This is a genomic window from Burkholderia sp. BCC1640, assembly GCF_902833125.1.
GTDB lineage: Bacteria > Pseudomonadota > Gammaproteobacteria > Burkholderiales > Burkholderiaceae > Burkholderia > Burkholderia diffusa.
In genome coordinates this window covers 162426-185466 of record NZ_CADFEF010000001.1, presented here as the reverse complement: position 1 = coordinate 185466, position 23041 = coordinate 162426, and the positions used below count along the sequence as shown (strand labels likewise).

Sequence of the window (23041 nt, the reverse complement as noted above, 5' to 3'; positions counted from 1 at the left end):
CCCACTCGCGTGTCGCGACGGCGTCGGCCGCTACGCCTTCCGTGCGTCGGCGGCGCTGCCGTCGTCGATCGCGCCGTCGACCAGGATGAACTGGCCGGAAGCCGCGCGCACGGGCCGTCCGCCGATCGATTCGACGCGCCAGCGCAACGGTGAAGTCGCGCGGCCTTGCGGTGTCGACGACGCGAGATGATTGGCCGCCGTGAGCATGTCGGTCGGCGCGACGATGCCGGACGCGAGGGCATCGTCGACGACCCGGATTCGGATGAGCGGCATGACTGGCGGGATTGGCCTCGCGCAAGGGCAATGCTGCCACCGGCGCCATACGGTCCGGCTAGCCGCCGGACCGGACGTCCAAGGCGAGTGCGATGGACGGTCGCGCGCCCGCTATGGCCGGTTTGCCATCGATACCCTGGCCCGATCCGATTGCCGGCGCCGCGCTTACCATTGCGCCGGTTCGATCGTCCGGTCGAATGCCGCCTTGAGCAACGCGGTTTCGCGATCGTCGAGCGTCAGCTCGAGTGCCGCGAGCGCATCGGTCAAGTGATGCGGCTTTGACAACCCGACGATCGGCGCCGTGATGCCGGGTTGCCGCAGCACCCAGGCGAGGGCGATCCGGGCGGCGGGCAGGCCGCGAGCCTGCGCGACCTGCCCGACCGTCTCCACGGTTGCGGCGACCGCGTCGCGGCCGTCGTACCACGACACCATCTGCTGGTCGGTCGCGGCCCGCGTCGTCCGTGCGCCGCGCGAGCCGGCCAGCAGCCCGCGACCGAGCGGCGACCATGGCGTGTACGCTATGCCTTCGTCGATGCACAGCGGCAGCATGTCACGCTCGTCTTCCCGGCAGATCAGGCTGTACTGGCTCTGCATCGACACGAACGGCGCGAGGCCGTGATGTCGCTGGAAGGCGAGCATCTTCATGAATTGCCACGCGTGCATCGACGATGCGCCGAGATAGCGGGCCTTGCCGCTCCTCACGATGGTATCGAGCGCGTCGAGCGTTTCTTCGATCGGAGTCTCCGGATCGAACCTGTGGATGACGTAGAGATCGACGTAGTCGGTTCCAAGGCGCTGCAGCGACGCGTCGATGCTCGCGAGCAGATGCTTGCGCGACAGCACGCGCGCATTCGGTCCGTCGCCGGTCGGAAAGAACGCCTTGGTCACGATCACCACGTCGTCGCGGGTCGTGAAGTCGCGCAGCGCGCGTCCGAGAATGCGCTCGCTCTCGCCGCCCGAGTAGACGTCGGCCGTATCGAAGAACGTCACGCCCGCGTCGAGCGCCGCGCGGATGAACGGGCGAGCCACGTCCTCGGTCGTGACCCACGGCCGCCACGACGGATCGCCGTAGGTCATGCAGCCCAGGCACAGCTTCGACACCTTCAGCCCGGACTCTCCCAGTCTCACGTACTCCATGGGTTCGATCTCCCGCGGCGCCGTTCAGCGCATGCCGGCGATCGTGTAGCCGCCGTCGACGAGGATCGATTCGCCGGTCACGAAGCGCGCTTCATCGCTGCAGAGCCAGACGGCCGCGTCGGCGACGTCCTCGGGCGTGCCGATCCGCCGCGCGGGCGTGAACGCGGCGAACGGCCGAAACATCTCGTCGTCACCGAAGCGGCGTGCCATTGGCGTGTCGATGATGCCCGGGTTCACGTTGTTGATCCGGATGCCGTGCGGCCCGCCTTCGAGTGCGACTGCGCGCACTAGCGCATCGAGCGCGCCTTTGCTCGCCGAATAGGTCGACGAGCCGGCAAGCGCGCCTTTGGCGAGCCACGACGACGTGTTCACGATCGCACCGCCTCCGTGCGCGAGCATCGCTTCCATTTCGTATTTGATCGATAGCCACGTGCCCTTCAGATTGGTCGCCATCACGTCGTCGAAGTCGGCCTCCGTCTGTTCGACGATCGGTGCGAACGTGCCTTCGGCCCCGGCATTGTTGAAGGCAGCATGCAATGCGCCGTAGCGCCCGATTGCCGCGTCGACGAGCGCCCGCACGCTCTCGGCGCGGGAGACGTCGACCGCCATCGCGAAGGCTTCGCCGCCGCGTTTGGTAATCGCCCGCACGGTTTCGTCGAGCAGCGCCGCGCGCCGGCCGGCGACGACCACGCGGGCGCCGCGTCGTGCGAACGCCAGTGCAGCGGCGCGGCCGATGCCGGTGCCGCCGCCGGTGACGAGCGCGACGCGGCCGTCGAGGCGGGATGGCGTGTCGGCGAACGGCGCGAGCGGGGCGGGCGAAATGCGTGATTCGGACATGATGGAGGACTCCGGAATGAAGGGAAACGGGGTGGCCGGCGGACCGGTGCTCAGTCTTCGCTGATCGGTACCGTCAGCGGTTGTCCGGGCGTGCCGGCATAAAACACGATGAGCTCGGCGGGTTCGTCGCCGGTTTCGCCGCGGTGCACGCCGCCGACCATTTCCGGTACCACGTCGCCGGGACCGAGCACGAGCCGCTTGCCGTCGCTTCGGCGTACTGCGCTGAGATGCCCGGACAGCACGTAGCCGACGTTGATGGACGGATGCATGTGCCAGGGCAGCACCGCGTGCGGCGGGATCGTGTAGCGTACGACCGTGACTTCCGGTTGCTGCCGCGGGTAGGCGCGATATCGCGAGCCATCCCATGCATCCGTGGTTCGCAGCAACACCGTTTCGATCGCGCGGACGTTCGGGGCGGCGTCCTGCGCGGCGACTTGCGACGCACCCGTGACAATCAGCGCGATGGCGGCAACGGTCCGGGAAACGATGGAGAATGGGCGCTGGTTCATGGCGTGCGGCCTGCCGGGCCGGAGCGTTGAAGACAGCGCCATTGTGCGAAGCCGGCCGCGGTGCGAATAGTGCCGGTTCGGTTGAAACCGCTTCAACGCGACCGACACGCGTTGCGAAGCCATCGATGAATGCCCGCGCGAGTCGGGCTCGACGGAGTAACGAATGGATCGTTTGAAAGCGCTGACGGTATTCGTCCGCGTCGCGGCGGCGGGCAGCATCAGCGCGGGCGCCCGCGAGCTGGGTATCACGCCACAGGCGGCGAGCAAGCAGATCGCCGCGCTGGAAGCATTGCTGAGCGTTCGGCTGTTCCAGCGCTCAACGCGCCGGATTGTGCTGACGGTCGAGGGCGAGCGCCTGTTTTCCCAGTGTCGCGGCGCGGTCGGTGAGCTGGAGAGTGCGCTGCGCATGCTGGACGACGATCGCGCGCAGGCGGTGGGGACGATCCGCGTCGCGGCGCCGTATTCGCTGGCCCGACGCTTTCTCGCGCCGTTGCTCGGCGAGTTTTGCGACCGTCAGCCTGGCATTACCGCCGAGCTGATCGTCAGCGACGATATGGCCGACGTCGTCGAGCAGCGGATCGACCTCGCGGTTCGGACCGGCAATCTGCCCGACAGCGGACTGGTTGCGCGCCGCGTCGCCGATCTGCAGCTGATCGTCTGTGCCGCGCCGGCCTATCTGTGTCGTCATGGCGAACCGCAGACGATCGACGCATTGAGCGAGCATCGCTGTACCGCGTTTCTGTACCCGCGCACCGGCAAGCCGTTTCCGTGGGAATTCTTCGTCGACGGCAGCGTGCATACACGGCAGATGAATCCGTTCATCGCGACCAACGATATCGACGCGGAGCTCGACACCGTGCTGAGCGGCGCGGCTATCGGCCAGTTCTTCGGCTATTCGGTTCACGCACACGTGCGCGAAGGGCGCCTCGTGCCGTTGCTGACCCGGCACGCGACGTCCCGCTACGGCCTCTACCTGTGCATGCCGCAACGCACGCATCTGCCGCGCAGGAACCGGTTGCTGATGGATTTTCTTGCCGACCGGCTCCGCGCGCATCCGGATCTGGCGCCGCTTCCATTGGCCGATGCCGCGGCGTGACGAAGTGACGTGGCTCGGGCTCCGGCGGCGGCCCGTCGGTCCGGAGCGTGTCGTTCAGAAGCGGCAAGGCCGCCTAGCGCCGTAGCGCGCAGGTGGCCTTGCCGTCGACGTTCGAGCCGTGGTGCTCAGCACTCGCCCTTCTTCGCGTGTCCCGGCGGGCAATGGTAGCCGCCGTGACCGCGATGGCGCTCATGATCTTCCCACTCACGACGCTCCCAGTAGCGGCGGCCGTCCCAGTAACGATCGCCGTGCCAGCCGATCACGACCGCCGGCGCGGGTGCGACCACGACAGGCGCGGGCGCGACGACGACCGGCGCGGGCGTGCCGATGTTGACGTCGACGTTGACGGCATGGGCGAGGCCGGACAGCGAAAGACCGAGGCCGGCGAAGGCGAGGGCGATCAGTGAGCGTTTCATGTTGTTTTCCGTGATGTCGTTGTCAAAGGCCGGCGCGACGCGATGGACGCGAGGGGGATCGTTCCACCGGGGGGACGCCACGCCGACGAGATGCAGTGTGCAGGTGCGGCGCGAAAAAGGCGAGACGGGTTTGTTACGGTGGATTGACGCCAGGCACGCCGGCCGGATCGACGACAGGCTGCATGATTTGACAATGACGGGCCGGGCATGGGAAGCGTCGACGGCATTGCGCGATGCAGGCTGCCCGGATCTGACATTCGGCGGCGCTCGGCCGCACGGTGGGATTAATACGGCGTTACAAAATGACGCGCGGCAGGTGGCGGAATTGCCGTGCCTGCCGCGCGGGAGACGGGATGCCGGCCGTGAGGCAGGCCATCGCACCGATCGAATTACAGATAGAACATGCGGTCTTCTTCGGGCCGCGGCGGATGGTCTTCGCCGTCCGCACCTTCTTCCTCGCCGCTGTCCTCGTAGAACGCGAGCACGGCGTCGAGCACCTGGTCGGGATCGTCGATCACCTGCATCAGATTCATGTCTTCCGGATTGATGAGGCCCATCGGAATCAGCTGGTCGCGGAACCATTGCAGCAGCCCCTGCCAGAACGTGCTACCGACGAGAATGATCGGCACGAGGCGCGACTTCTTCGTCTGGATCAGCGTGAGCACCTCGGACAACTCGTCGAGCGTGCCGAAGCCGCCCGGCATCACGATCACCGCGTCGGAGTTCTTCACGAACGTGACCTTGCGCGTGAAGAAGTGGCGGAAGCGCAACGAGATGTCCTGATAGTGGTTGCCCGCCTGCTCGTGCGGCAACTCGATGTTCAGGCCGACCGACGGCGCCTTGCCGGCGTGCGCACCCTTGTTCGCGGCTTCCATGATGCCGGGGCCGCCGCCGGAGATCACCGCGAAGCCGGCGTCGGACAGCTTGCGCGCGATCTGCACGGCCAGCTTGTAGTGCGGCGTGTCCGGTTTGAGACGGGCAGAACCGTAGATGCTGACGGCCGGGCGGATCTCCGACAGGTACTCGGTCGCCTCGATAAACTCTGCCATAATCGTGAACATCTGCCACGATGCGCGCGCCTTCTTGGCCGTCGCGCGTTCTTGATCTGCGAGCGAACGCAGACTCGGAATCACTTTTCTCTTGTTCATAATGCCTGAAGAACGAAATCTGGAAGGTAAGACCCTGCTATTGGTTGACGGTTCGAGCTATCTGTATCGGGCTTACCATGCGATGCCTGATTTGCGTGGCCCTGGCGGGGAGCCGACCGGAGCGCTCTACGGAATCATCAACATGCTGCGCCGTATGCGCAAGGAAGTCAGTGCAGAGTATAGCGCTTGCGTGTTCGATGCAAAGGGCAAGACGTTCCGCGACGACCTTTATGCCGACTATAAGGCAAACCGTCCGTCGATGCCGCCCGATCTTGCACTGCAGGTCGAGCCGATTCACGGCGCGGTCCGTGCGCTCGGCTGGCCGCTGCTGATGGTCGAGGGCGTCGAGGCCGACGACGTGATCGGCACGCTCGCGCGCGAAGCCGAGCGGCACGGGATGAACGTGATCGTGTCGACCGGCGACAAGGACCTCGCGCAGCTCGTCACCGATCACGTCACGCTCGTCAACACGATGACCAACGAGACGCTCGATCGCGGCGGCGTGATCGAGAAGTTCGGCGTGCCGCCCGAGCGGATCATCGACTACCTCGCGCTGATCGGCGACACCGTCGACAACGTGCCCGGCGTCGAGAAGTGCGGGCCGAAGACGGCCGTGAAATGGCTGTCGCAATACGACAGCCTCGACGGCGTGATCGAACACGCGGGCGAGATCAAGGGCGTGGTCGGCGACAACCTGCGCCGCGCGCTCGACTTCCTGCCGCTCGGCCGCAAGCTCGTGACCGTCGACACGGCCTGCGATCTCGCACCGCATCTCGAATCGATCGAAGCGTCGCTGAAGAGCGACGGCGAAGCACGCGACCTGCTGCGCGACATCTTCGCGCGATACGGCTTCAAGACGTGGCTGCGCGAAGTCGACAGCGCGCCCGCCGAAGGCGGCGGCGCCGATGCGCCGGAAGGCGAGCCGGCGCAAGTGGTCGCGGCGGACATCGTCCGCGAATACGACACGATCCAGACCTGGGAACAGTTCGACGCATGGTTCGCGAAGATCGATGCGGCCGCACTGACCGCATTCGATACCGAGACCACCTCGCTCGATCCGATGACCGCGCGGCTCGTCGGCCTGTCGTTCTCGGTTGAGCCGGGCAAGGCCGCGTATCTTCCGGTCGCGCACCGCGGCCCCGACCTGCCCGAGCAGTTGCCGATCGACGACGTGCTCGCGCGCCTGAAGCCATGGCTCGAATCGGCCGACCGCAAGAAGGTGGGCCAGCATCTGAAGTACGACGCGCAGGTGCTCGCGAACTACGACATCGCGTTGAACGGCATCGAGCACGACACGCTGCTCGAATCGTACGTGCTCGAATCCCACCGCACGCACGACATGGACAGCCTCGCGCTGCGCCATCTGGGCGTGAAGACGATCAAGTATGAAGACGTGGCCGGCAAGGGCGCGAAGCAGATCGGCTTCGACGAAGTGGCGCTGGAGCAGGCTGCCGCGTACGCCGCCGAAGATGCAGACATCACGTTGCAGCTTCATCATGCGCTGTACCCGCAGGTTGCGCGCGAACCGGGCCTCGAGCGCGTGTATCGCGAGATCGAGATGCCGGTGTCGCTCGTGCTGCGCAAGATGGAGCGCACCGGCGTGCTGATCGACGACGCACGCCTGCAGGCGCAAAGCAGCGAGATCGCGACGCGGCTCATCGAACTCGAGGGCCAAGCGTACGAACTGGCCGGCGGCGAATTCAATCTCGGCTCGCCGAAGCAGATCGGGCAAATCTTCTTCGAGAAGCTGCAGTTGCCGGTCGTGAAGAAGACGCCGAGCGGCGCCCCGTCGACCGACGAAGAAGTGCTGCAGAAGCTGGCCGAGGATTACCCGCTGCCGAAGCTGCTGCTCGAGCATCGCGGGCTGTCGAAGCTGAAGTCGACCTACACCGACAAGCTGCCGCGCATGGTGAATCCCGCAACGGGCCGCGTGCACACGAACTATGCGCAGGCCGTCGCGGTCACGGGCCGCCTCGCGTCGAACGATCCCAATCTTCAGAACATTCCGGTGCGCACGGCCGAGGGCCGGCGGATCCGCGAAGCGTTCATCGCGTCGCCGGGTCACTGCATCGTGTCGGCCGACTATTCGCAGATCGAACTGCGGATCATGGCGCACATTTCGGGCGACGCGTCGCTGCTGCGCGCGTTCGCGCAGGGCGAGGACATCCACCGCGCAACGGCCGCCGAGGTGTTCGGCGTGACGCCGCTGGAGGTCAACTCCGATCAGCGCCGGATCGCGAAGGTGATCAACTTCGGGCTGATCTACGGGATGAGCGCGTTCGGCCTCGCGTCGAACCTCGGCATCACGCGCGATGCGGCGAAGTTGTATATCGACCGCTATTTCGCGCGCTACCCGGGCGTCGCGCAGTACATGGAGGACACGCGCGCGTCGGCGAAGGAGAAGGGCTACGTCGAAACCGTTTTCGGCCGCCGCCTGTGGCTGCCGGAGATCAACGGCGGCAACGGCCCGCGCCGCCAGGCCGCTGAACGTGCGGCCATCAATGCACCGATGCAGGGCACGGCGGCCGACCTGATCAAGCTGTCGATGATCGCGGTGGACGACTGGCTCACGCGCGACCAGCTCGCATCGCGGATGATCATGCAGGTGCACGACGAACTGGTGCTCGAGGTGCCCGACGACGAACTGTCGCTCGTGCGCGAGAAACTGCCGGAAATGATGTGCGGTGTGGCGAAGCTGAAGGTGCCGCTGGTCGCTGAAGTGGGTGCCGGCGCGAACTGGGAAGAGGCACACTGACGCACCCCCGCGTGATTCCCGCGTCCCGCGGCATATTGTTGCAGGGATGCTGAATATCGAGATGGTTTGCTTGTGGTCAACGCGCAAGCTCCCGGACAATGCATGTCAGTCAGGTCATTGTCGCGGGGGGGCAGCGCGCCCCGCGTTCCGGGATCGGCGCGTCGAAGTGTTTCGAACTGCACATCGATGATGTCCGAACCGGTTAATCCAACGGGCGGCGCGAACGTATCGCGTCTGCATCGTCCGGCGGCAGCAGTTTCGAATCGCAAAGGGGGAATCGGATGCATCGGATCATCATCGTAGGCGGAGGCGCGGGCGGCCTGGAACTGGCGACGCGGCTCGGCGACCGTTACGGCGCGCGCGGCAATCGTCCCGCGCGTGCGCTCGTCACGCTCGTCGACCGCAATCCGACCCACATCTGGAAGCCATTGCTGCACGAGGTCGCGGCCGGCAGCATGGACCCGTTCACGCAGGAACTCGAATACGCGGCGCAGGCGCGCTGGCATGGCTTCGAGTTTCAGCAGGGCGAACTGACCGCGCTCGATCGCGCGGCGAAGCGCATCACGCTGTCGCCCGTCAACGACAGCGACGGCGCGGAACTGCTGCCTGCGCGCGACCTGGAATATGACACGCTCGTGATCGCGATCGGCAGCACGACGCATTTCTTCGGCGTGCAGGGCGCGGCTGAAAACGCGATTGCGCTCGATACGGTCGGCGAGGCCGAGCGCTTCCGCAAGCGCCTGATCGCCGCGTGCATGCGCGCCGAGCACCAGGCGCCGGCGCAGCCCGCGCCGGGAGCGGCGGATGAGCCGCGCATCCAGGTGGTGATCGTCGGCGGCGGCGCGACGGGCGTCGAGCTGTCCGCCGAGCTGCGCAACACTGCGCAGGTGCTGTCCGTCTATGGGCTGCACAAGCTCGACCCGCAGCACGACGTCGGCATCGTGCTGATCGAATCGGGGCCGCGGATTCTGCCTGCGCTGCAGGAGCGCGTCTCGACCGCAACGGCCGAGCTGCTCGAAAAGCTCGGCGTGCGCTTGATGCTTGCCGAGCGCGTGACCGAGGTCGCGCCGGGTTTCGTGCATACGGCGAGCGGCAAGTCGGTGCGCGCGGATCTCACGGTCTGGGCGGCCGGCATCAAGGCGCCGTCCGTGCTGTCGAATCTTGACGGCCTGCAGGTCAACAAGCTCGGCCAGCTCGACGTGCGCCGCACACTGCAGACGTTCACCGACGACAACGTCTTCGCACTCGGCGATTGCGCGGCATGCGTATGGCCCGGCAACGAGCGCAACGTGCCGCCGCGCGCGCAGGCCGCGCACCAGCAGGCGAGCTTTCTGCTGAAGGCGATCGGCTGCCGGCTCGACGGACGTCAGCTGCCCGAGTTCACGTATCGCGATTTCGGTTCGCTCGTGTCGCTCGGCCATTTCAGCGCGGTCGGCAACCTGATGGGCGGACTGATCGGCGGCAACATGCTGATCGAAGGGCTGTTCGCACGCTTCATGTATATGTCGCTGTACCGCCTGCACATCGCGGCGCTGCACGGCTATCCGCGCATGGTGCTCGATACGTTCGCGCACTGGCTGCGTCGCACGACGCTGCCGCGCGTCAAGCTGCACTGACCGCACGGTTCGTGCACCGACGGGCAGGGATTCCTGCCCGTTGTCGTTTCAGGTGCGGTTGACCGCGGATTCGCGCACCGGGCCTGTTCATTGCGCGTCATTTCGACTCAATCCACGGAGATTCGCGCGCGCGCCGGCGCTCGCCGCATCGTGCCGCGCATGGACTTGCCGGGCCGGGTTGCCGCGGTTATCGATACCGTTGGGTGCTACGGCATTGCATCGTCGTAATCGAGTCTTACACATCTGACAGTTGACGCGACAACGGATTATTGGGCATCTTGTCCGGGTTTCCGCTTGCGGCGGGGTGCCAACCGCCGCGACATCCGCGCCGTCCGCCGGCGTGGTGCCGGGGCGAGTCCCTGGCCGTGACGGCGGCGCCCAATCGAGGAGTGCATTCATGTTGAAACCCGAAGTCGACAGCCTGGTTCCCCACGTTCCGTTCTCGCGCCGCAAGTTCATGCAGGCCGCGCTGGGCGGCACCTTCGCGGCGGCCGTGCTGCCCGTGTCGGCGCAGACCATCACGACCGACGGCAGCGGGCTGGACGTCGACACCATCGAGATCCGCTCGGGCGACGCGAGCATCCCTGCGTATCGCGCGCAGCCGGTCGACAAGACGAACCTGCCGGTCGTCATCGTGATCCACGAGATTTTCGGCGTGCATGCGCATATCGCCGACGTCTGCCGTCGCTTCGCGAAGCTCGGCTATCTGGCGATCGCGCCCGACCTGTTCGCGCGCCAGGGCAATGCATCGAAGTATCCGACGATGAAGGAGCTGTTCGACAACATCATCAGCAAGGTGCCCGACCGGCAGGTCACCGAGGATCTCGATGCGACCGTCGCATGGGCCGGCAAGAACGGCGGCGACCTGTCGCGTCTCGGCGTGACGGGGTTCTGCTGGGGCGGCCGCCAGGCGTGGCTGTACGCGGAGCACAATCCGCACGTGCGGGCGGCCGTCGCATGGTACGGGTTCGTCGAGGGCACGACCGACGAGATGACGCCGTTCAATCCGGTCGATCATGCGTCGTTGCTGAAGGTGCCCGTGCTCGGGCTGTACGGCGAGAAGGACACGAACATCACGCAGGCGTCGCTCGCGGACATGCGCAAGGCGATCCAGACGAGCGACTCGAAGCTCGCGCGCCAATCGGAGATCGTCGTGTATCCGGATGCGGGTCACGCGTTCTTCGCCGATTATCGGCCGAGTTACGTGAAGGGCGATGCCGAGGACGGCTGGAAGCGCGCGATCGAGTGGTTCCACAAGTACGGCGTGATGTAAACGAAGCAGCGGCGGCAGATGCCGCCGCCTTGTCGTCGCGCCACGCAGGTGCTTATGGGTTCGGGCCGGTCGCGATCGGCCGCGACGGATCGGCGCTCCATTCGCTCCACGAGCCCGGATACAGCGATGCGCCATGCAACCCCGCTATTTCGAGCGCGAGCGCGTTGTGGCATGCGGTCACGCCGGACCCGCATTGCAGAATCACGCTGTTCGGTTCGGTGCCGGCGAGCAGCGTGGTGAACGTCTCGCGCAGCTCATGACCGGTCTTGAAGCGGCCGTCGGCGGCCAGGTTGTCCTTGAAGAACCGGTTGCGTGCGCCGGGAATGTGGCCGCCGACACGATCGATCGTTTCGTTTTCACCGCGATAGCGATCCGGTGCACGCGCATCGATCACGACGCGCTTGGCCGACGTCACGTTCGCGAGCACGGCCGCCGCGTCGACTGTCGATTCGAGCGGGGTCGTCGCGCGGAAGTCGCCGGCGGCCGGGTGCGGCACGTCGGCGGTCAGCGGCTGGCCGGCCGCTTCCCATGCCTGCAGGCCGCCGTCGAGCACCGCGACGGAATCGTGCCCGAGCCAGCGCAGCAGCCACCATAGCCGCGCCGCATAGGCGCCGCCTTGTGCGTCATAGGCGATGACCTGCTGGCCCTGCTTGACGCCGCGGCTGGCGATCAGCGTCGCGAATGCGTCGCGGGTCGGCAGCGGATGGCGGCCGTTGGTGCCGGTCTTGCGGCCGGACAGGTCGCGGTCGAGATGGAGATAGTGCGCGCCGGGAATATGGCCGGTCGCATAGGCGGCCTCGCCTGCGCCCGGATCGACGAGGTCGAAGCGGCAGTCGAACACGGCGACGCTGCCCGGCGCCGCGGTCAGCCGCTCGGCGAGATTGGCTGCGGAGATGAGCGTGGTGTAGTGGGTATGTGGCATGACGGCTCCCTGGAGTGCAAACGGCCTGATACTCCAAGTCTAAACAAAAAAAGACGGGCCGAAACCCGTCTTTTCATATGCCGAATGCCATGCGGCGCCGGCGCGCCGCGCGCGGTCAGATGTCGCCGAGGTGGCGGCGCAGGAACTCGTGGAAGTGCTGCATGCCGTCTTCCATCGGGCTCTGGTACGGGCCGACCTGCGATTCGCCGCGCGCCATCAGTGCGCGACGGCCTGCGTCCATCCGCATCGCGATTTCGTCGTCCTCGACGGCCGTCTCCATATAGGCGGCGCGCTCGGCCTCGACGAACTCGCGCTCGAACAGTGCGATTTCCTCGGGGTAATAGAACTCGACGATGTTGGTCGTCTTCTGCGGGCCGCGCGGAATCAGCCACGACACGACGAGCACGTGCGGATACCACTCGATCATCAGGCCCGGGTAATAGACCATCCAGATCGCGCCGAACTCCGGCGGCACGCCGTTGCGGAACTTGAGCACCTGCTCGTGCCACTTCTGGTAGGTCGCGCTGCCCGGTTTCGCGAGAGCGTTGTGCACGCCGACCGTCTGCACGCTGTACCAGTCGCCGAACTCCCATTTGAGATCGTCGCACGACACGAAGCTGCCGAGGCCCGGGTGGAACGGAACGACGTGATAATCCTCGAGGTAGACCTCGATGAACGTCTTCCAGTTGTAGTCGCACTCGTGTACTTCGACGTGATCGAAGTGATACTCGGAGAAGTCGAAGTGATGCTTCGTGCCGAGGTTCGCGAGATCGCGCGCGACGTTGCGGCCTTCGGCCTCGAACAGCAACCCCTGCCAGTTCTGCAGCGGGCTCTTGCCGAGGTTCAGGCACGGCTTGTCGGGGAAGTGCGGCGCGCCGAGCAGCTGGCCTTCCAGATCGTACGTCCAGCGGTGCAGCGGACACACGATGTTCTGCGTATGGCCGCGCCCGTTCAGCATGATCGCCTGCCGGTGACGGCACACGTTCGACAGCAGTTCGATCTGGTTCGCCGGGTTGCGGACCAGCACGCGGCCTTCCTTTTCGGACGGCAGCGCAAAATAATCCCCCGCCTCGGGCACCATCAATTCGTGCCCGACGTAACGAGGTCCTTTCTTGAAGAGGGTTTCGATCTCGCGCTCAAGGAGCGCCTCATCGAAATATGCAGTGACTGGAAGCTGGCTGTGAGCCGACTTCAACTGAAGCGCATCGCTCAGATTGGACATTCCCACTCCCGGTGTTAGCGTGAAAGCAGTGAACAACCCAACCATCGAAAAATCGATTTAGGGAAACGCGGAATTATACCCGGTTCGCCTCGCAAGGCTAGGATTAAGTGCCTGATTTGTGTCAATTTTTTGTCGGCAGGCAATCCGGGTGCGCACCCCGTGTGTCGAAGATGGGGCCGGAAGATGTGCCGGGCTGCCCACGTCGGCAGATCGGAGAATTCTCTTTTGCCGTAGAATGTCCGACTTGTTTTGAAATTTGACACCCTCGTCCATGGCGAAAACCGCATCCTCAGGCGCCACGCCGCCCGGCAATGGCACCGAACCGTTGCCGGACAATTATGAGATGGCGCTCGCGGAACTCGAGACGCTGGTTGCCCGGATGGAAGGCGGCGCGTTGAGCCTCGAGGATTCACTGGCGGCGTATCGCCGCGGTGCGACCCTCGTTGCGTTTTGCCAACAGCAGCTCGAGAAAGTGGAGCAGCAGGTTCGCGTGCTCGACGGCGCGACGCTGAAGCCGCTTTCGTCCGGAACGGCCGCCACGGACGGCGAAGACGACGATCTATGACATTCGAACAATGGATGCGGTCCGTGCTCGACCGCGTCGAGGACGCACTCGGCCACTATTTGCCGGCTGATAATGTAGTGCCCACGCAACTTCACGAGGCGATGCGCTACGCGGTCCTCGGCGGCGGCAAACGCGTTCGCCCGCTGCTGTGCCATGCAGCAGGCGAACTGACCGGCGCGACCGAAGCGGCGCGCAACGCAGCGGCGGCGGCGCTGGAGATGATCCACGTTTACTCGCTCGTGCACGACGACATGCCGTGCATGGACGACGACGCGCTGCGACGCGGCAAGCCGACCGTGCACGTGCAGTACGACGAGCCGACGGCCCTGCTGGTCGGCGATGCGCTGCAGTCGCAGGCGTTCGTCGCGCTGACCGACGCCGCGGCACTGACTCCGGTGCAGCAGGCTGCGCTCGTGCGCGAGCTGGCGCTGGCGAGCGGCTCGATCGGCATGGCCGGCGGGCAAGCGATCGACCTGGCGAGCGTCGGCCTCAAGCTGACGCGCGAACAGCTCGAGACGATGCACCGGATGAAGACGGGCGCGCTGCTGCGTGCCGCCGTGCGGATGGGCGCGCTGGCCGGCGACACGCCGTCGGCGGAAGCGATGGACGCGCTCGACATTTACGCGGGTGCCGTGGGCCTGGCCTTCCAGGTTGTCGACGACATTCTCGACGTCACGACCGATTCGGCGACGCTCGGCAAGACCGCCGGCAAGGATGCGGCGAACGACAAGCCGACGTACGTATCGATCCTCGGCCTCGACGCGTCGCGTGAGCTCGCGGCCCAGCTGCGCGCCGAAGCGCACGATGCGCTGAAACCGTTCGGCGCACGCGCACAGCGTCTCGCCGAACTTGCCGACCTGGTGGTGAACCGGGTCAGCTGACGCGAAGCCCGCCGCTGCGCACACGCTACGGTGCGTGCAATAGAATGCGGGCGCGTTTGATTTCCTACAATGGAACGACGATGTACGACTTGCTGAAAACCATCGACGACCCGGCGGATCTGCGCCGCCTCGATCGTCGCCAACTCCAACCGCTCGCGGATGAACTGCGCGCGTTCGTGCTCGACAGCGTGTCGAAGACGGGCGGCCATCTGTCGTCCAACCTCGGGACGGTCGAGCTGACGATCGCGTTGCACTACGTGTTCAACACGCCGAACGACCGGATCGTCTGGGACGTGGGTCATCAGACCTACCCGCACAAGATCCTGACGGGCCGCCGCGACCAGATGCATTCGCTGCGCCAGTACGACGGCATCTCGGGTTTCCCGCGCCGCAGCGAGTCCGAATACGACACGTTCGGCACCGCGCACTCGAGCACGTCGATCTCGGCGGCGCTCGGGATGGCGATCGGCAGCCAGCTGAACGGCGACGACCGCTTCTCGATCGCGGTGATCGGCGACGGCGCGATGACGGCCGGCATGGCGTTCGAGGCGATGAACAACGCGGGCGTGTCGGAGGATGCGAAGCTGCTCGTGATCCTCAACGACAACGACATGTCGATTTCGCCGCCGGTCGGCGCGCTGAACCGCCATCTCGCCCGCCTGATGTCGGGCCGCTTTTACGCGGCCGCGCGCGCGGGCGTCGAGCGCGTGCTGAGCGTCGCGCCGCCGGTGCTCGAACTCGCGCGCAAGCTCGAGGAGCACGCGAAGGGCATGGTCGTGCCGGCCACGCTGTTCGAAGAGTTCGGCTTCAACTACATCGGCCCGATCGATGGTCACGATCTCGATTCGCTGATCCCGACGCTGCAGAACATCCGCGAACTGCGCGGCCCGCAATTCCTGCACGTGGTGACGAAGAAAGGCCAGGGCTACAAGCTCGCCGAAGCCGATCCCGTGCTCTACCACGGCCCCGGCAAGTTCAACCCGGCAGAAGGCATCAAGCCGTCGACCACGCCCGCGAAGAAGACGTACACGCAGGTGTTCGGCGAATGGCTGTGCGATGAAGCCGAGCGCGATTCGCGCGTCGTCGGCATCACGCCCGCGATGCGCGAAGGCTCGGGCATGGTCGAGTTCGAGAAGCGTTTCAAGGATCGCTATTACGACGTCGGTATCGCCGAGCAGCACGCGGTGACGTTCGCGGGCGGCCTCGCGACCGAAGGGCTGAAGCCCGTCGTCGCGATCTACTCGACGTTCCTGCAGCGTGCGTACGACCAGCTGATCCACGACGTCGCGCTGCAGAACCTGCCGGTCGTGTTCGCGATCGACCGCGCGGGCCTCGTCGGCGCGGACGGTGCGACGCACGCGGGCGCGTACGATCTCGCATTCATGCGCTGCATTCCGAACATGACGATCATGGCAGCGTCCGACGAGAACGAGTGCCGCCAGATGCTGCACACGGCGCTTCAGCAACCGAACCCGACCGCGGTGCGTTATCCGCGCGGCGCGGGCACGGGCGTGGCGACGGTGAAGGAATTCACCGAAATCCCGCTCGGCAAGGGCGAAGTGCGTCGCCGCACGTCGCAGCCGGAAGGCAAGCGCGTTGCGATTCTCGCGTTCGGCACGATGGTCGCACCGTCGCTCGTGGCGGGCGAGGAGCTCGATGCAACCGTCGCGAACATGCGCTTCGTGAAGCCGGTCGATGCGGCGCTCGTGCGTGAACTCGCCGAGACGCACGACTACCTCGTCACGGTCGAGGAAGGCTGCGTGATGGGCGGTGCGGGCTCGGCCTGCGTCGAAGCCCTGATGGACAGTGGGGTTATCCGACCCGTAATACAATTGGGCCTCCCTGACCAGTTCATCGATCACGGCGATCCGGCGAAGCTGCTGTCGCAATGCGGCCTCGACGGCGCGGGCATCGCGAAGTCGATTCGCGAACGCTTCCTGAGCCCGGCGGCCGATGTCGCCGGTCAGGCGAAGCGCGTCGCATAAGCTGGCGCCGCCTGCGGGCGGCGTCGGTGCGACTGGCGCAACCGGTCTACATTGATGCGGAAAACATGGGCCTGCGGGCCCATGTTGCTTTTCCGGCTGCCGCATGACGCGGCGTGCGCGTCGTCGGACGCGCGGCTTACAAGGATTGAACAAGATGAACCAGATGAATCCCGCCTTCGTGATGCCCGACGTGCAGAGTACGGTGGATACCCGCCAGATTCCGATTCAGCGCGTGGGCGTGAAGGCGGTCCGGCATCCGCTGACGGTGTGCACCGAGAGCGGCGACGTGCAGCCGACCGTCGGCGTCTGGAATCTCGACGTGCGCCTGCCTGCCGATCAGAAGGGCACGCACATGTCGCGCTTCGTCGCGCTGCTCGAGGAGAATCGTGCGCCGCTGACTGTCGAGCGCTTCCGTGCGATGCTCGCGTCGATGCTCGAGAAGCTGGAAGCCGAGGCCGGCCGCATCGAGGTCACGTTCCCGTACTTCGTGAACAAGACGGCGCCGGTGTCGGGCGTGCAGAGCCTGCTCGACTATGAGGTGACGCTCGCGGGCGAAAGCCGCAACGGCGAAGCGCGCCTGTTCCTGAAGGTGCTCGTGCCGGTGACGAGCCTGTGCCCGTGCTCGAAGAAGATTTCGCAGTACGGCGCGCACAACCAGCGCTCGCACGTGACGATCGACGCCGAGCTCGCGGCCGACCTGCCGGTCGAGGCGCTGATCCGCATCGCGGAAGAAGAGGCGTCGTGCGAGCTGTGGGGCTTGCTGAAGCGTCCGGACGAGAAGTTCGTCACGGAGCGTGCGTACGAAAACCCGAAGTTCGTCGAGGATCTGGTGCGCGACGTCGCGCAGCGTCTCGATGCGGACGAGCGCGTGGTCGCCTACGTGCTCGAAGCCGAGAACTTCGAGTCGATCCACAATCACAGCGCGTATGCGCTGATCGAGCGCGACAAGCGGCACGCCGCGTAACGTTGCGCCGCTGCGGCGTTTTGCCGCTGCAACGGAAAAGGCCGCTCGATCGAGCGGCCTTTGTGTTTTGGCTGGCGTATTCCGAAACGTGCCAGTGCGTCGTGCGAATCAGCGTGCGAGCGACGCGAGATCCCAGCGCGGTTTCACCGTGAACGCGTAGTCGGCGTTCGCCTGCTCGGGCCAGCGGCCGAGCCGCAACGCGCCGGCGAGCGCGATCATCGCGCCGTTGTCGGTGCAGAGCGCGAGATCCGGATAGTGCACGTCGAAGCCGCGCTTGGCCGCGGCGGCCGACAGCGCCGCGCGCAACTGGCGGTTCGCGCCGACGCCGCCCGCGACGACGAGGCGCTTGAGCTTCGTCTTCTTGAGTGCGGCGAGCGACTTCGCGACGAGCACGTCGACGGCCGCGTCGACGAAGCCGCGCGCGAGATCGGCCTTCGCGCGTTCGAGCGCTTCGCCTTCGAGTTTTGCCGCCTCGAACTTCTTCATCTGCGTGAGCACGGCCGTCTTCAGGCCGCTGAAGCTGAAGTCGAGGTCGCCCGAATGGAGCATCGGACGCGGCAGCACGACGGCGCCCGGCGTGCCCGTTTCCGCGAGCTTCGACACTTCCGGGCCGCCCGGGTAGCCGAGGCCGATCAGCTTCGCCGTTTTGTCGAAGGCTTCGCCGGCCGCGTCGTCGAGCGTCTCGCCGAGCGTCTCGTACACGCCGACATCGGTCACGCGCATCAGCTGCGTGTGGCCGCCCGACACCAGCAGCGCGATGAATGGGAACGGTGGCGGCTCGTCGACGAGCAATGGGGACAGCAGATGGCCTTCGAGGTGATGGATGCCGACGGTCGGCTTGTTCCATGCCAGCGCGAGCGCGTTCGCGATGCTCGCGCCGACCAGCAGCGCGCCGGCGAGGCCGGGGCCTTGCGTGAATGCGATCGCGTCGATGTCCTCGCGGCGCGTGCCGCTTTGCGCCATGACTTCCTCGAGCAGTGGCAGCGCACGGCGGATGTGGTCGCGCGATGCGAGCTCGGGCACGACGCCGCCGTATTCGCGGTGCATCGCGATCTGCGAATGAAGCGCGTGCGCGAGCAGGCCGCGCTGCGTGTCGTAGAGCGCGAGGCCGGTTTCGTCGCAGGAGCTTTCGATGCCGAGAACGAGCATGGTAGAGGCGGGGCGAGCTGCGTCGAGCGCGCCGCAGGAAGGTAAACGTAACCGCAAATTATAGCAGGCGAGGGCCTGCCGCCGCTGGGGCGCGGCCCGGGTGCGCGGCCGGGCAGGTACAATCCGCGCCATGGAAACATATGACATCGCCGTGATCGGCGCGGGCGCCGCCGGGATGATGAGCGCCGCGGTCGCCGGGCAGCTCGGCCGCCGCGTGGTGCTGATCGACCACGCGCCGCGGCTTGCCGAGAAAATCCGCATCTCGGGCGGCGGCCGCTGCAACTTCACGAATCTCTACGCGGGCCCCGACAACTACCTGTCGTCGAATCCGCATTTCGCGCGCTCGGCGCTTGCGCGCTACACGCCGCGCGACTTTCTCGGACTGCTCAAGCGTCATCACGTCACCTGGCACGAAAAGCACAAGGGGCAGCTCTTTTGCGATCACGGCAGCGACGCGGTCATCGACATGCTGAAGCACGAATGCGACGCGGGCGGCATTGCCTGGCGCCGGCCGGTGGTCGTCGACGCGGTGCGCCACGCGTCGGCCGATGGCTTCACGCTCGACACGCAGCAGGCGGGGCCGATCCGCGCACGCGCGCTGATCGTTGCCACTGGCGGCCTGTCGATCCCGAAGATCGGTGCGACCGACTTCGGCTACCGGCTCGCGAAGCAGTTCGGCCACAAGCTCGTCGATACGCGGCCCGCGCTCGTGCCGCTCACCTTCGCGCAGCAGGACTGGGAGCCGTTTGCGGCGCTGTCCGGCGTGTCGCTCGAAGTGCGCGTGTCGACCGGCGACAAGAAGCGCGGCGGCGAATTCGTCGAGGACCTGCTGCTGACCCATCGGGGCCTGTCGGGCCCCGGCATCCTGCAGATTTCCAGCTACTGGCAGTCCGGCGATCCGATCCGCATCGACCTGCTGCCGCAGCGCGACGCGGTGGCCGACCTGCTCGACGCGAAACGCACGTCGAAGCGCCAGATCGGCTCGCTGCTCGCGGACTGGGTGCCGTCGCGCCTCGCTCACGTCTGGCTCGACACGCACCGTGTCGCGGCCGATGCGCGGCTCGCGGACCTGCCCGACAAGACGCTGCGACAGATCGGCGACGCGCTGTCCGGCTGGACGCTGACGCCTAACGGCACCGAGGGCTACAAGAAGGCCGAAGTGACGAAGGGTGGCGTCGATACGCGCGAACTGTCGTCGGCGACGATGATGAGCGCGCGGGTGCCGGGGCTGTTCTTCGTCGGCGAGGCGGTGGACGTGACGGGCTGGCTCGGCGGCTACAACTTCCAGTGGGCGTGGGCATCCGGCACGGCGGCCGGGCAGGCGGCGGCGGAGTTTGCGCGGGGCGCCTGACACGGCTGCGCGGGCCCGCCATTGACGGGACCCGGCCCTTATGTCTTTGCCTGGCGCTCTGCTATACTCGTAAATCTTCCCTGCAAACCTTTATTCGTGTCGGATCATGACGATCATTCGCGTTAAAGAAAACGAGCCGTTCGAAGTCGCCATGCGCCGCTTCAAGCGCACGATCGAGAAGAACGGTCTGCTGACCGAGCTTCGTGCGCGGGAGTTCTACGAGAAGCCGACCGCCGAGCGCAAGCGCAAGAAGGCTGCCGCGGTGAAGCGTCATTACAAGCGGATCCGCAGCCAGACGCTGCCGAAGAAGCTGTACTGAACGATTGAGCGCCGCACGATTCACTGAGCGGCGCACCGGCGACCTCCGCGCGATCGGCCTCGATCCGGGGCCGCGAGTCGCCGATGCCGGATTCGAGCAACCCGCTTGAGACTTAGTCCCAAGCGGGTTTTTGTGTTGACGCCCGTTCGCGGGCGTCGAAGTCACGTTTCCATCCCGGGTGCAAGATGAGTTTGAAAGAGCAGATCAGCGAAGACATGAAGGCCGCGATGCGCGCGAAGGAAAGCGAGCGTCTGGCGACGATTCGCCTGCTGATGGCCGCGATCAAGCAGCGCGAGGTCGACGATCGGGTCACCCTCGACGACGCGGGCATCACCGCGGTGATCGACAAGATGATCAAGCAGCGCAAGGACTCGATCAGCCAGTTCGAAGCCGCCGGCCGCGACGATCTCGTCGCGAAGGAACAGGCCGAACTGACCGTGCTGGGCGCATACATGCCCGCGCAGCTGTCGGACGCTGAAGTGGCTGCCGAAGTCCAGGCCGCGGTCGCGGCAACGGGCGCGGCTGGCCCGCAGGACATGGGCAAGGTGATGGGCGTGCTGAAGGGCAAGCTCGCCGGCCGCGCCGACATGACGGCCGTTTCCGCGCAGGTCAAGGCCGCGCTGTCGAAGTAAAACCCGCTTCCCGGCGCGCCGCATTCGCGTGCGCCGGGGCGTCGTATTGTCTTTTTTTCGCTCGATCCCACGGTGATTCCGCATTCGTTCCTGCAGGATTTGCTGAACCGCGTCGATATCGTCGACGTGGTGGGCCGGTACGTGCAGCTCAAGAAGGGCGGCGCCAACTTCATGGGGTTGTGCCCGTTCCACAACGAGAAGAGCCCGTCGTTTACCGTCAGCCCGACCAAGCAGTTCTATCACTGCTTCGGCTGCGGCGCGCACGGCACGGCGATCGGCTTCCTGATGGAGCACGCGGGGCTCACGTTCCCGGAAGCCGTGCAGGAGCTCGCGCAATCGGTCGGGCTGACCGTGCCGCACGAACCGTCGATGCGCGGGGGTGGCGGGGGCGGTGCGGGTGGCGGCGACTATCCGGCGCCCGTGTCGAAATCGGTCGCCACTGCACTGTCCGACGTGATGTCCGCCGCGTGCGACTACTACCGCAAGCAGTTGCGCGGCGCGACGGTCGCGATCCAGTATCTGAAGAACCGGGGCCTGACCGGCGAGATCGCCGCGCGCTTCGGGCTCGGTTATGCGCCGGACGGCTGGCAAAACCTCGAAACAGCGTTCCCGGACTACCGCGACGACTCGCTCGTCGAATCGGGCCTCGTGATCGTCAGCGAGAAAACCGATGCACAGGGCGTCGCGCGCCGCTACGACCGGTTCCGCGAGCGAATCATGTTCCCGATCCGCAACGTGAAGGGGCAGGTGATCGGGTTCGGCGGCCGCGTGCTCGGCAGCGGCGAGCCGAAGTATCTGAATTCGCCCGAAACGCCGCTGTTCAACAAGGGCAGTGAGCTGTACGGGCTGTTCGAGGCGCGTCTCGCGATCCGCGAGCGCAAGTACGTGCTGGTTGTCGAAGGCTACATGGACGTCGTCGCGCTCGCGCAGCTCGGCTTTCCGAACGCGGTCGCGACGCTCGGCACGGCATGCACGCCGATTCACGTGCAGAAGTTGCTGCGTCAGACCGACACGGTCATTTTCAGCTTCGACGGTGACTCGGCCGGCCGGCGTGCGGCGCGCCGCGCGCTCGAGGCGTGCCTGCCGCATGCGGCGGACAACCGGACGATCCGATTCCTTTTCCTGCCGTCCGAGCACGATCCGGACAGCTACGTACGCGAATTCGGCGCGGAAGCGTTTTCCGAGCAGGTCGAGCGCGCAATGCCGCTGTCACAATTTCTGTTGAACGAAGCAATTGCCGGCAAGGCGCTCGACCAGCCGGAAGGTCGCGCGAAGGCGCTGTTCGACGCGAAGCCGCTGCTGCAGGCGCTGCCGGCGAACGCGTTGCGCGCGCAGATCATGCACATGTTCGCCGACCGGCTCGATATCCCGTTCGAGGAAGTCGCGGGGCTGTCGGACGTCGATGCGCGTATCGCGACGCCGGCGCGCCAGGCGCCCCCGCGCAGCGAACGGCGGCGTGTGACCGACAGTGAAAAGCGCGCGTTGCGTACGCTCGTGATGCATCCGCGGATCGCGTCGCAGCTCGACGACGAACAGCTTGCGACCCTGCGCGCGCTGCCGCGGATCGGCGAGCTGTTCGCCGAAGTCGTCGAGCATGCGCGTGCGCTGGGCGACGGCGCGGAGTTCCGGCTGCTGTCGGATGTCCTGCGGACGTCCTCGAATGGCGCGACTTACGAGGAAATCTTCCGCGAAATTCTGGACTATGATGAAAACGTCCGCGATTTGCTGTTACAGAATCCGGAAGACGAGACGGTGCCTGAGCGGCAGCGTGAACAGGAACGGATCGCGGGGGAGGAGCTGCAGGCCGCGGTGCTCAAGATGCGCTATGACGCCTGCTGCGACCGGCTCGACCGGCTTGCGCGGCAGTCCACCTTCACACCCGAGGAACTGGCGGAATTGACGGAATTGAACCAGCAGCGAACCGACATGAAGCGTCGGCTCGGGCTGTAGGCGGCCGGGGCGCCAAGAGAGGGCGCCCCAGCGTGCTATAA

At 66.2% G+C, this 23041-nt stretch carries 21 protein-coding genes; 12 read left to right on the top strand and 9 right to left on the bottom strand.

The annotated features are described in order from the left end of the window. Nucleotides 1–30: 30 nt before the first annotated feature. The 4 genes from HWX25_RS00840 to HWX25_RS00825 all read right to left on the bottom strand — a co-directional run bounded on the left by HWX25_RS00840 (nucleotide 31) and on the right by HWX25_RS00825 (nucleotide 2879). Nucleotides 31–273: a hypothetical protein gene (locus HWX25_RS00840; protein WP_244138719.1), complete on the bottom strand. Its 243-nt coding sequence runs from the start codon at nucleotides 271–273 to the stop codon at nucleotides 31–33. Nucleotides 274–438: 165 nt separating this feature from the next. Further along, nucleotides 439–1410, bottom strand: a complete 972-nt coding sequence (locus HWX25_RS00835; protein WP_175906515.1) for an aldo/keto reductase — start codon at nucleotides 1408–1410, stop codon at nucleotides 439–441. A 24-nt stretch (nucleotides 1411–1434) separates the two neighbouring features. Continuing rightward, nucleotides 1435–2247, bottom strand: a complete 813-nt coding sequence (locus HWX25_RS00830) for a glucose 1-dehydrogenase (RefSeq protein ID WP_175906512.1) — start codon at nucleotides 2245–2247, stop codon at nucleotides 1435–1437. Between the two features lie 50 nt (nucleotides 2248–2297). Beyond that, the gene (locus HWX25_RS00825) at nucleotides 2298–2879 is read right to left on the bottom strand and encodes a cupin domain-containing protein (protein WP_244135214.1); all 582 of its coding nucleotides are present in this window, start codon (nucleotides 2877–2879) and stop codon (nucleotides 2298–2300) included. A gap of 40 nt (nucleotides 2880–2919) precedes the next feature. On the opposite strand from HWX25_RS00825, the gene HWX25_RS00820 reads away from it, so the two are divergent. Next, on the top strand, nucleotides 2920–3852 hold the full coding sequence (locus HWX25_RS00820; RefSeq protein WP_175906510.1) for a LysR family transcriptional regulator: 933 nt from the start codon (nucleotides 2920–2922) through the stop codon (nucleotides 3850–3852). Nucleotides 3853–3977: 125 nt separating this feature from the next. Here the strand turns inward: HWX25_RS00820 and HWX25_RS00815 are convergent, their stop codons facing one another. Beyond that, nucleotides 3978–4268 (bottom strand): hypothetical protein, encoded by a 291-nt coding sequence (locus tag HWX25_RS00815; RefSeq protein WP_059531502.1) that lies wholly within the window; start codon nucleotides 4266–4268, stop codon nucleotides 3978–3980. Between the two features lie 389 nt (nucleotides 4269–4657). Then, on the bottom strand, nucleotides 4658–5416 hold the full coding sequence (locus HWX25_RS00810) for a TIGR00730 family Rossman fold protein (protein WP_059531499.1): 759 nt from the start codon (nucleotides 5414–5416) through the stop codon (nucleotides 4658–4660). 1 nt (nucleotide 5417) lies between these two features. Between HWX25_RS00810 and polA the strand changes: the two genes are divergently transcribed. From polA to HWX25_RS00795, 3 genes are all read left to right on the top strand, one after another. Beyond that, on the top strand, nucleotides 5418–8171 hold the full coding sequence (polA, locus tag HWX25_RS00805; protein ID WP_175906508.1) for a DNA polymerase I: 2754 nt from the start codon (nucleotides 5418–5420) through the stop codon (nucleotides 8169–8171). 281 nt (nucleotides 8172–8452) lie between these two features. After that, nucleotides 8453–9787: an NAD(P)/FAD-dependent oxidoreductase gene (locus HWX25_RS00800; RefSeq protein WP_059531493.1), complete on the top strand. Its 1335-nt coding sequence runs from the start codon at nucleotides 8453–8455 to the stop codon at nucleotides 9785–9787. A 397-nt stretch (nucleotides 9788–10184) separates the two neighbouring features. Continuing rightward, the gene (locus HWX25_RS00795; RefSeq protein WP_175906506.1) at nucleotides 10185–11060 is read left to right on the top strand and encodes a dienelactone hydrolase family protein; all 876 of its coding nucleotides are present in this window, start codon (nucleotides 10185–10187) and stop codon (nucleotides 11058–11060) included. A 52-nt stretch (nucleotides 11061–11112) separates the two neighbouring features. Here HWX25_RS00795 and HWX25_RS00790 read toward each other — a convergent pair whose 3' ends face one another. Both HWX25_RS00790 and HWX25_RS00785 read right to left on the bottom strand, forming a co-directional pair. Next, nucleotides 11113–11982 (bottom strand): sulfurtransferase, encoded by an 870-nt coding sequence (locus tag HWX25_RS00790; RefSeq protein ID WP_175906504.1) that lies wholly within the window; start codon nucleotides 11980–11982, stop codon nucleotides 11113–11115. A 115-nt stretch (nucleotides 11983–12097) separates the two neighbouring features. Then, a complete protein-coding gene (locus HWX25_RS00785; protein ID WP_059689628.1) occupies nucleotides 12098–13204 on the bottom strand; it encodes an aromatic ring-hydroxylating dioxygenase subunit alpha in 1107 nt (368 codons plus the stop codon). Nucleotides 13205–13475: 271 nt separating this feature from the next. Between HWX25_RS00785 and HWX25_RS00780 the strand changes: the two genes are divergently transcribed. From HWX25_RS00780 to folE2, 4 genes are all read left to right on the top strand, one after another. Then, nucleotides 13476–13769 (top strand): exodeoxyribonuclease VII small subunit, encoded by a 294-nt coding sequence (locus HWX25_RS00780; RefSeq protein ID WP_175778917.1) that lies wholly within the window; start codon nucleotides 13476–13478, stop codon nucleotides 13767–13769. Next, a complete protein-coding gene (locus tag HWX25_RS00775; protein WP_175906502.1) occupies nucleotides 13766–14650 on the top strand; it encodes a polyprenyl synthetase family protein in 885 nt (294 codons plus the stop codon). The genes HWX25_RS00780 and HWX25_RS00775 overlap by 4 nt, the downstream gene beginning before the upstream one ends. 80 nt (nucleotides 14651–14730) lie before the next feature. Then, nucleotides 14731–16635, top strand: a complete 1905-nt coding sequence (dxs, locus tag HWX25_RS00770) for a 1-deoxy-D-xylulose-5-phosphate synthase (RefSeq protein WP_059531480.1) — start codon at nucleotides 14731–14733, stop codon at nucleotides 16633–16635. Between the two features lie 154 nt (nucleotides 16636–16789). Next, nucleotides 16790–17599: a GTP cyclohydrolase FolE2 gene (gene folE2, locus HWX25_RS00765; protein WP_059819618.1), complete on the top strand. Its 810-nt coding sequence runs from the start codon at nucleotides 16790–16792 to the stop codon at nucleotides 17597–17599. A gap of 108 nt (nucleotides 17600–17707) precedes the next feature. Here the strand turns inward: folE2 and tsaD are convergent, their stop codons facing one another. Further along, nucleotides 17708–18748 carry a tRNA (adenosine(37)-N6)-threonylcarbamoyltransferase complex transferase subunit TsaD gene (gene tsaD / locus HWX25_RS00760; protein ID WP_059503574.1) on the bottom strand — a complete coding sequence of 347 codons (1041 nt, stop codon included), beginning with the start codon at nucleotides 18746–18748 and terminating at the stop codon, nucleotides 17708–17710. Between the two features lie 121 nt (nucleotides 18749–18869). Between tsaD and HWX25_RS00755 the strand changes: the two genes are divergently transcribed. From HWX25_RS00755 to dnaG, 4 genes are all read left to right on the top strand, one after another. Then, the gene (locus HWX25_RS00755) at nucleotides 18870–20099 is read left to right on the top strand and encodes an NAD(P)/FAD-dependent oxidoreductase (RefSeq protein ID WP_279610102.1); all 1230 of its coding nucleotides are present in this window, start codon (nucleotides 18870–18872) and stop codon (nucleotides 20097–20099) included. Between the two features lie 106 nt (nucleotides 20100–20205). After that, nucleotides 20206–20418: a 30S ribosomal protein S21 gene (gene rpsU / locus HWX25_RS00750; RefSeq protein ID WP_006479415.1), complete on the top strand. Its 213-nt coding sequence runs from the start codon at nucleotides 20206–20208 to the stop codon at nucleotides 20416–20418. A 185-nt stretch (nucleotides 20419–20603) separates the two neighbouring features. Beyond that, nucleotides 20604–21050: a GatB/YqeY domain-containing protein gene (locus tag HWX25_RS00745; protein ID WP_059524656.1), complete on the top strand. Its 447-nt coding sequence runs from the start codon at nucleotides 20604–20606 to the stop codon at nucleotides 21048–21050. 72 nt (nucleotides 21051–21122) lie between these two features. After that, nucleotides 21123–23000 carry a DNA primase gene (gene dnaG, locus HWX25_RS00740; protein ID WP_175906498.1) on the top strand — a complete coding sequence of 626 codons (1878 nt, stop codon included), beginning with the start codon at nucleotides 21123–21125 and terminating at the stop codon, nucleotides 22998–23000. Nucleotides 23001–23041 lie beyond the last annotated feature (41 nt).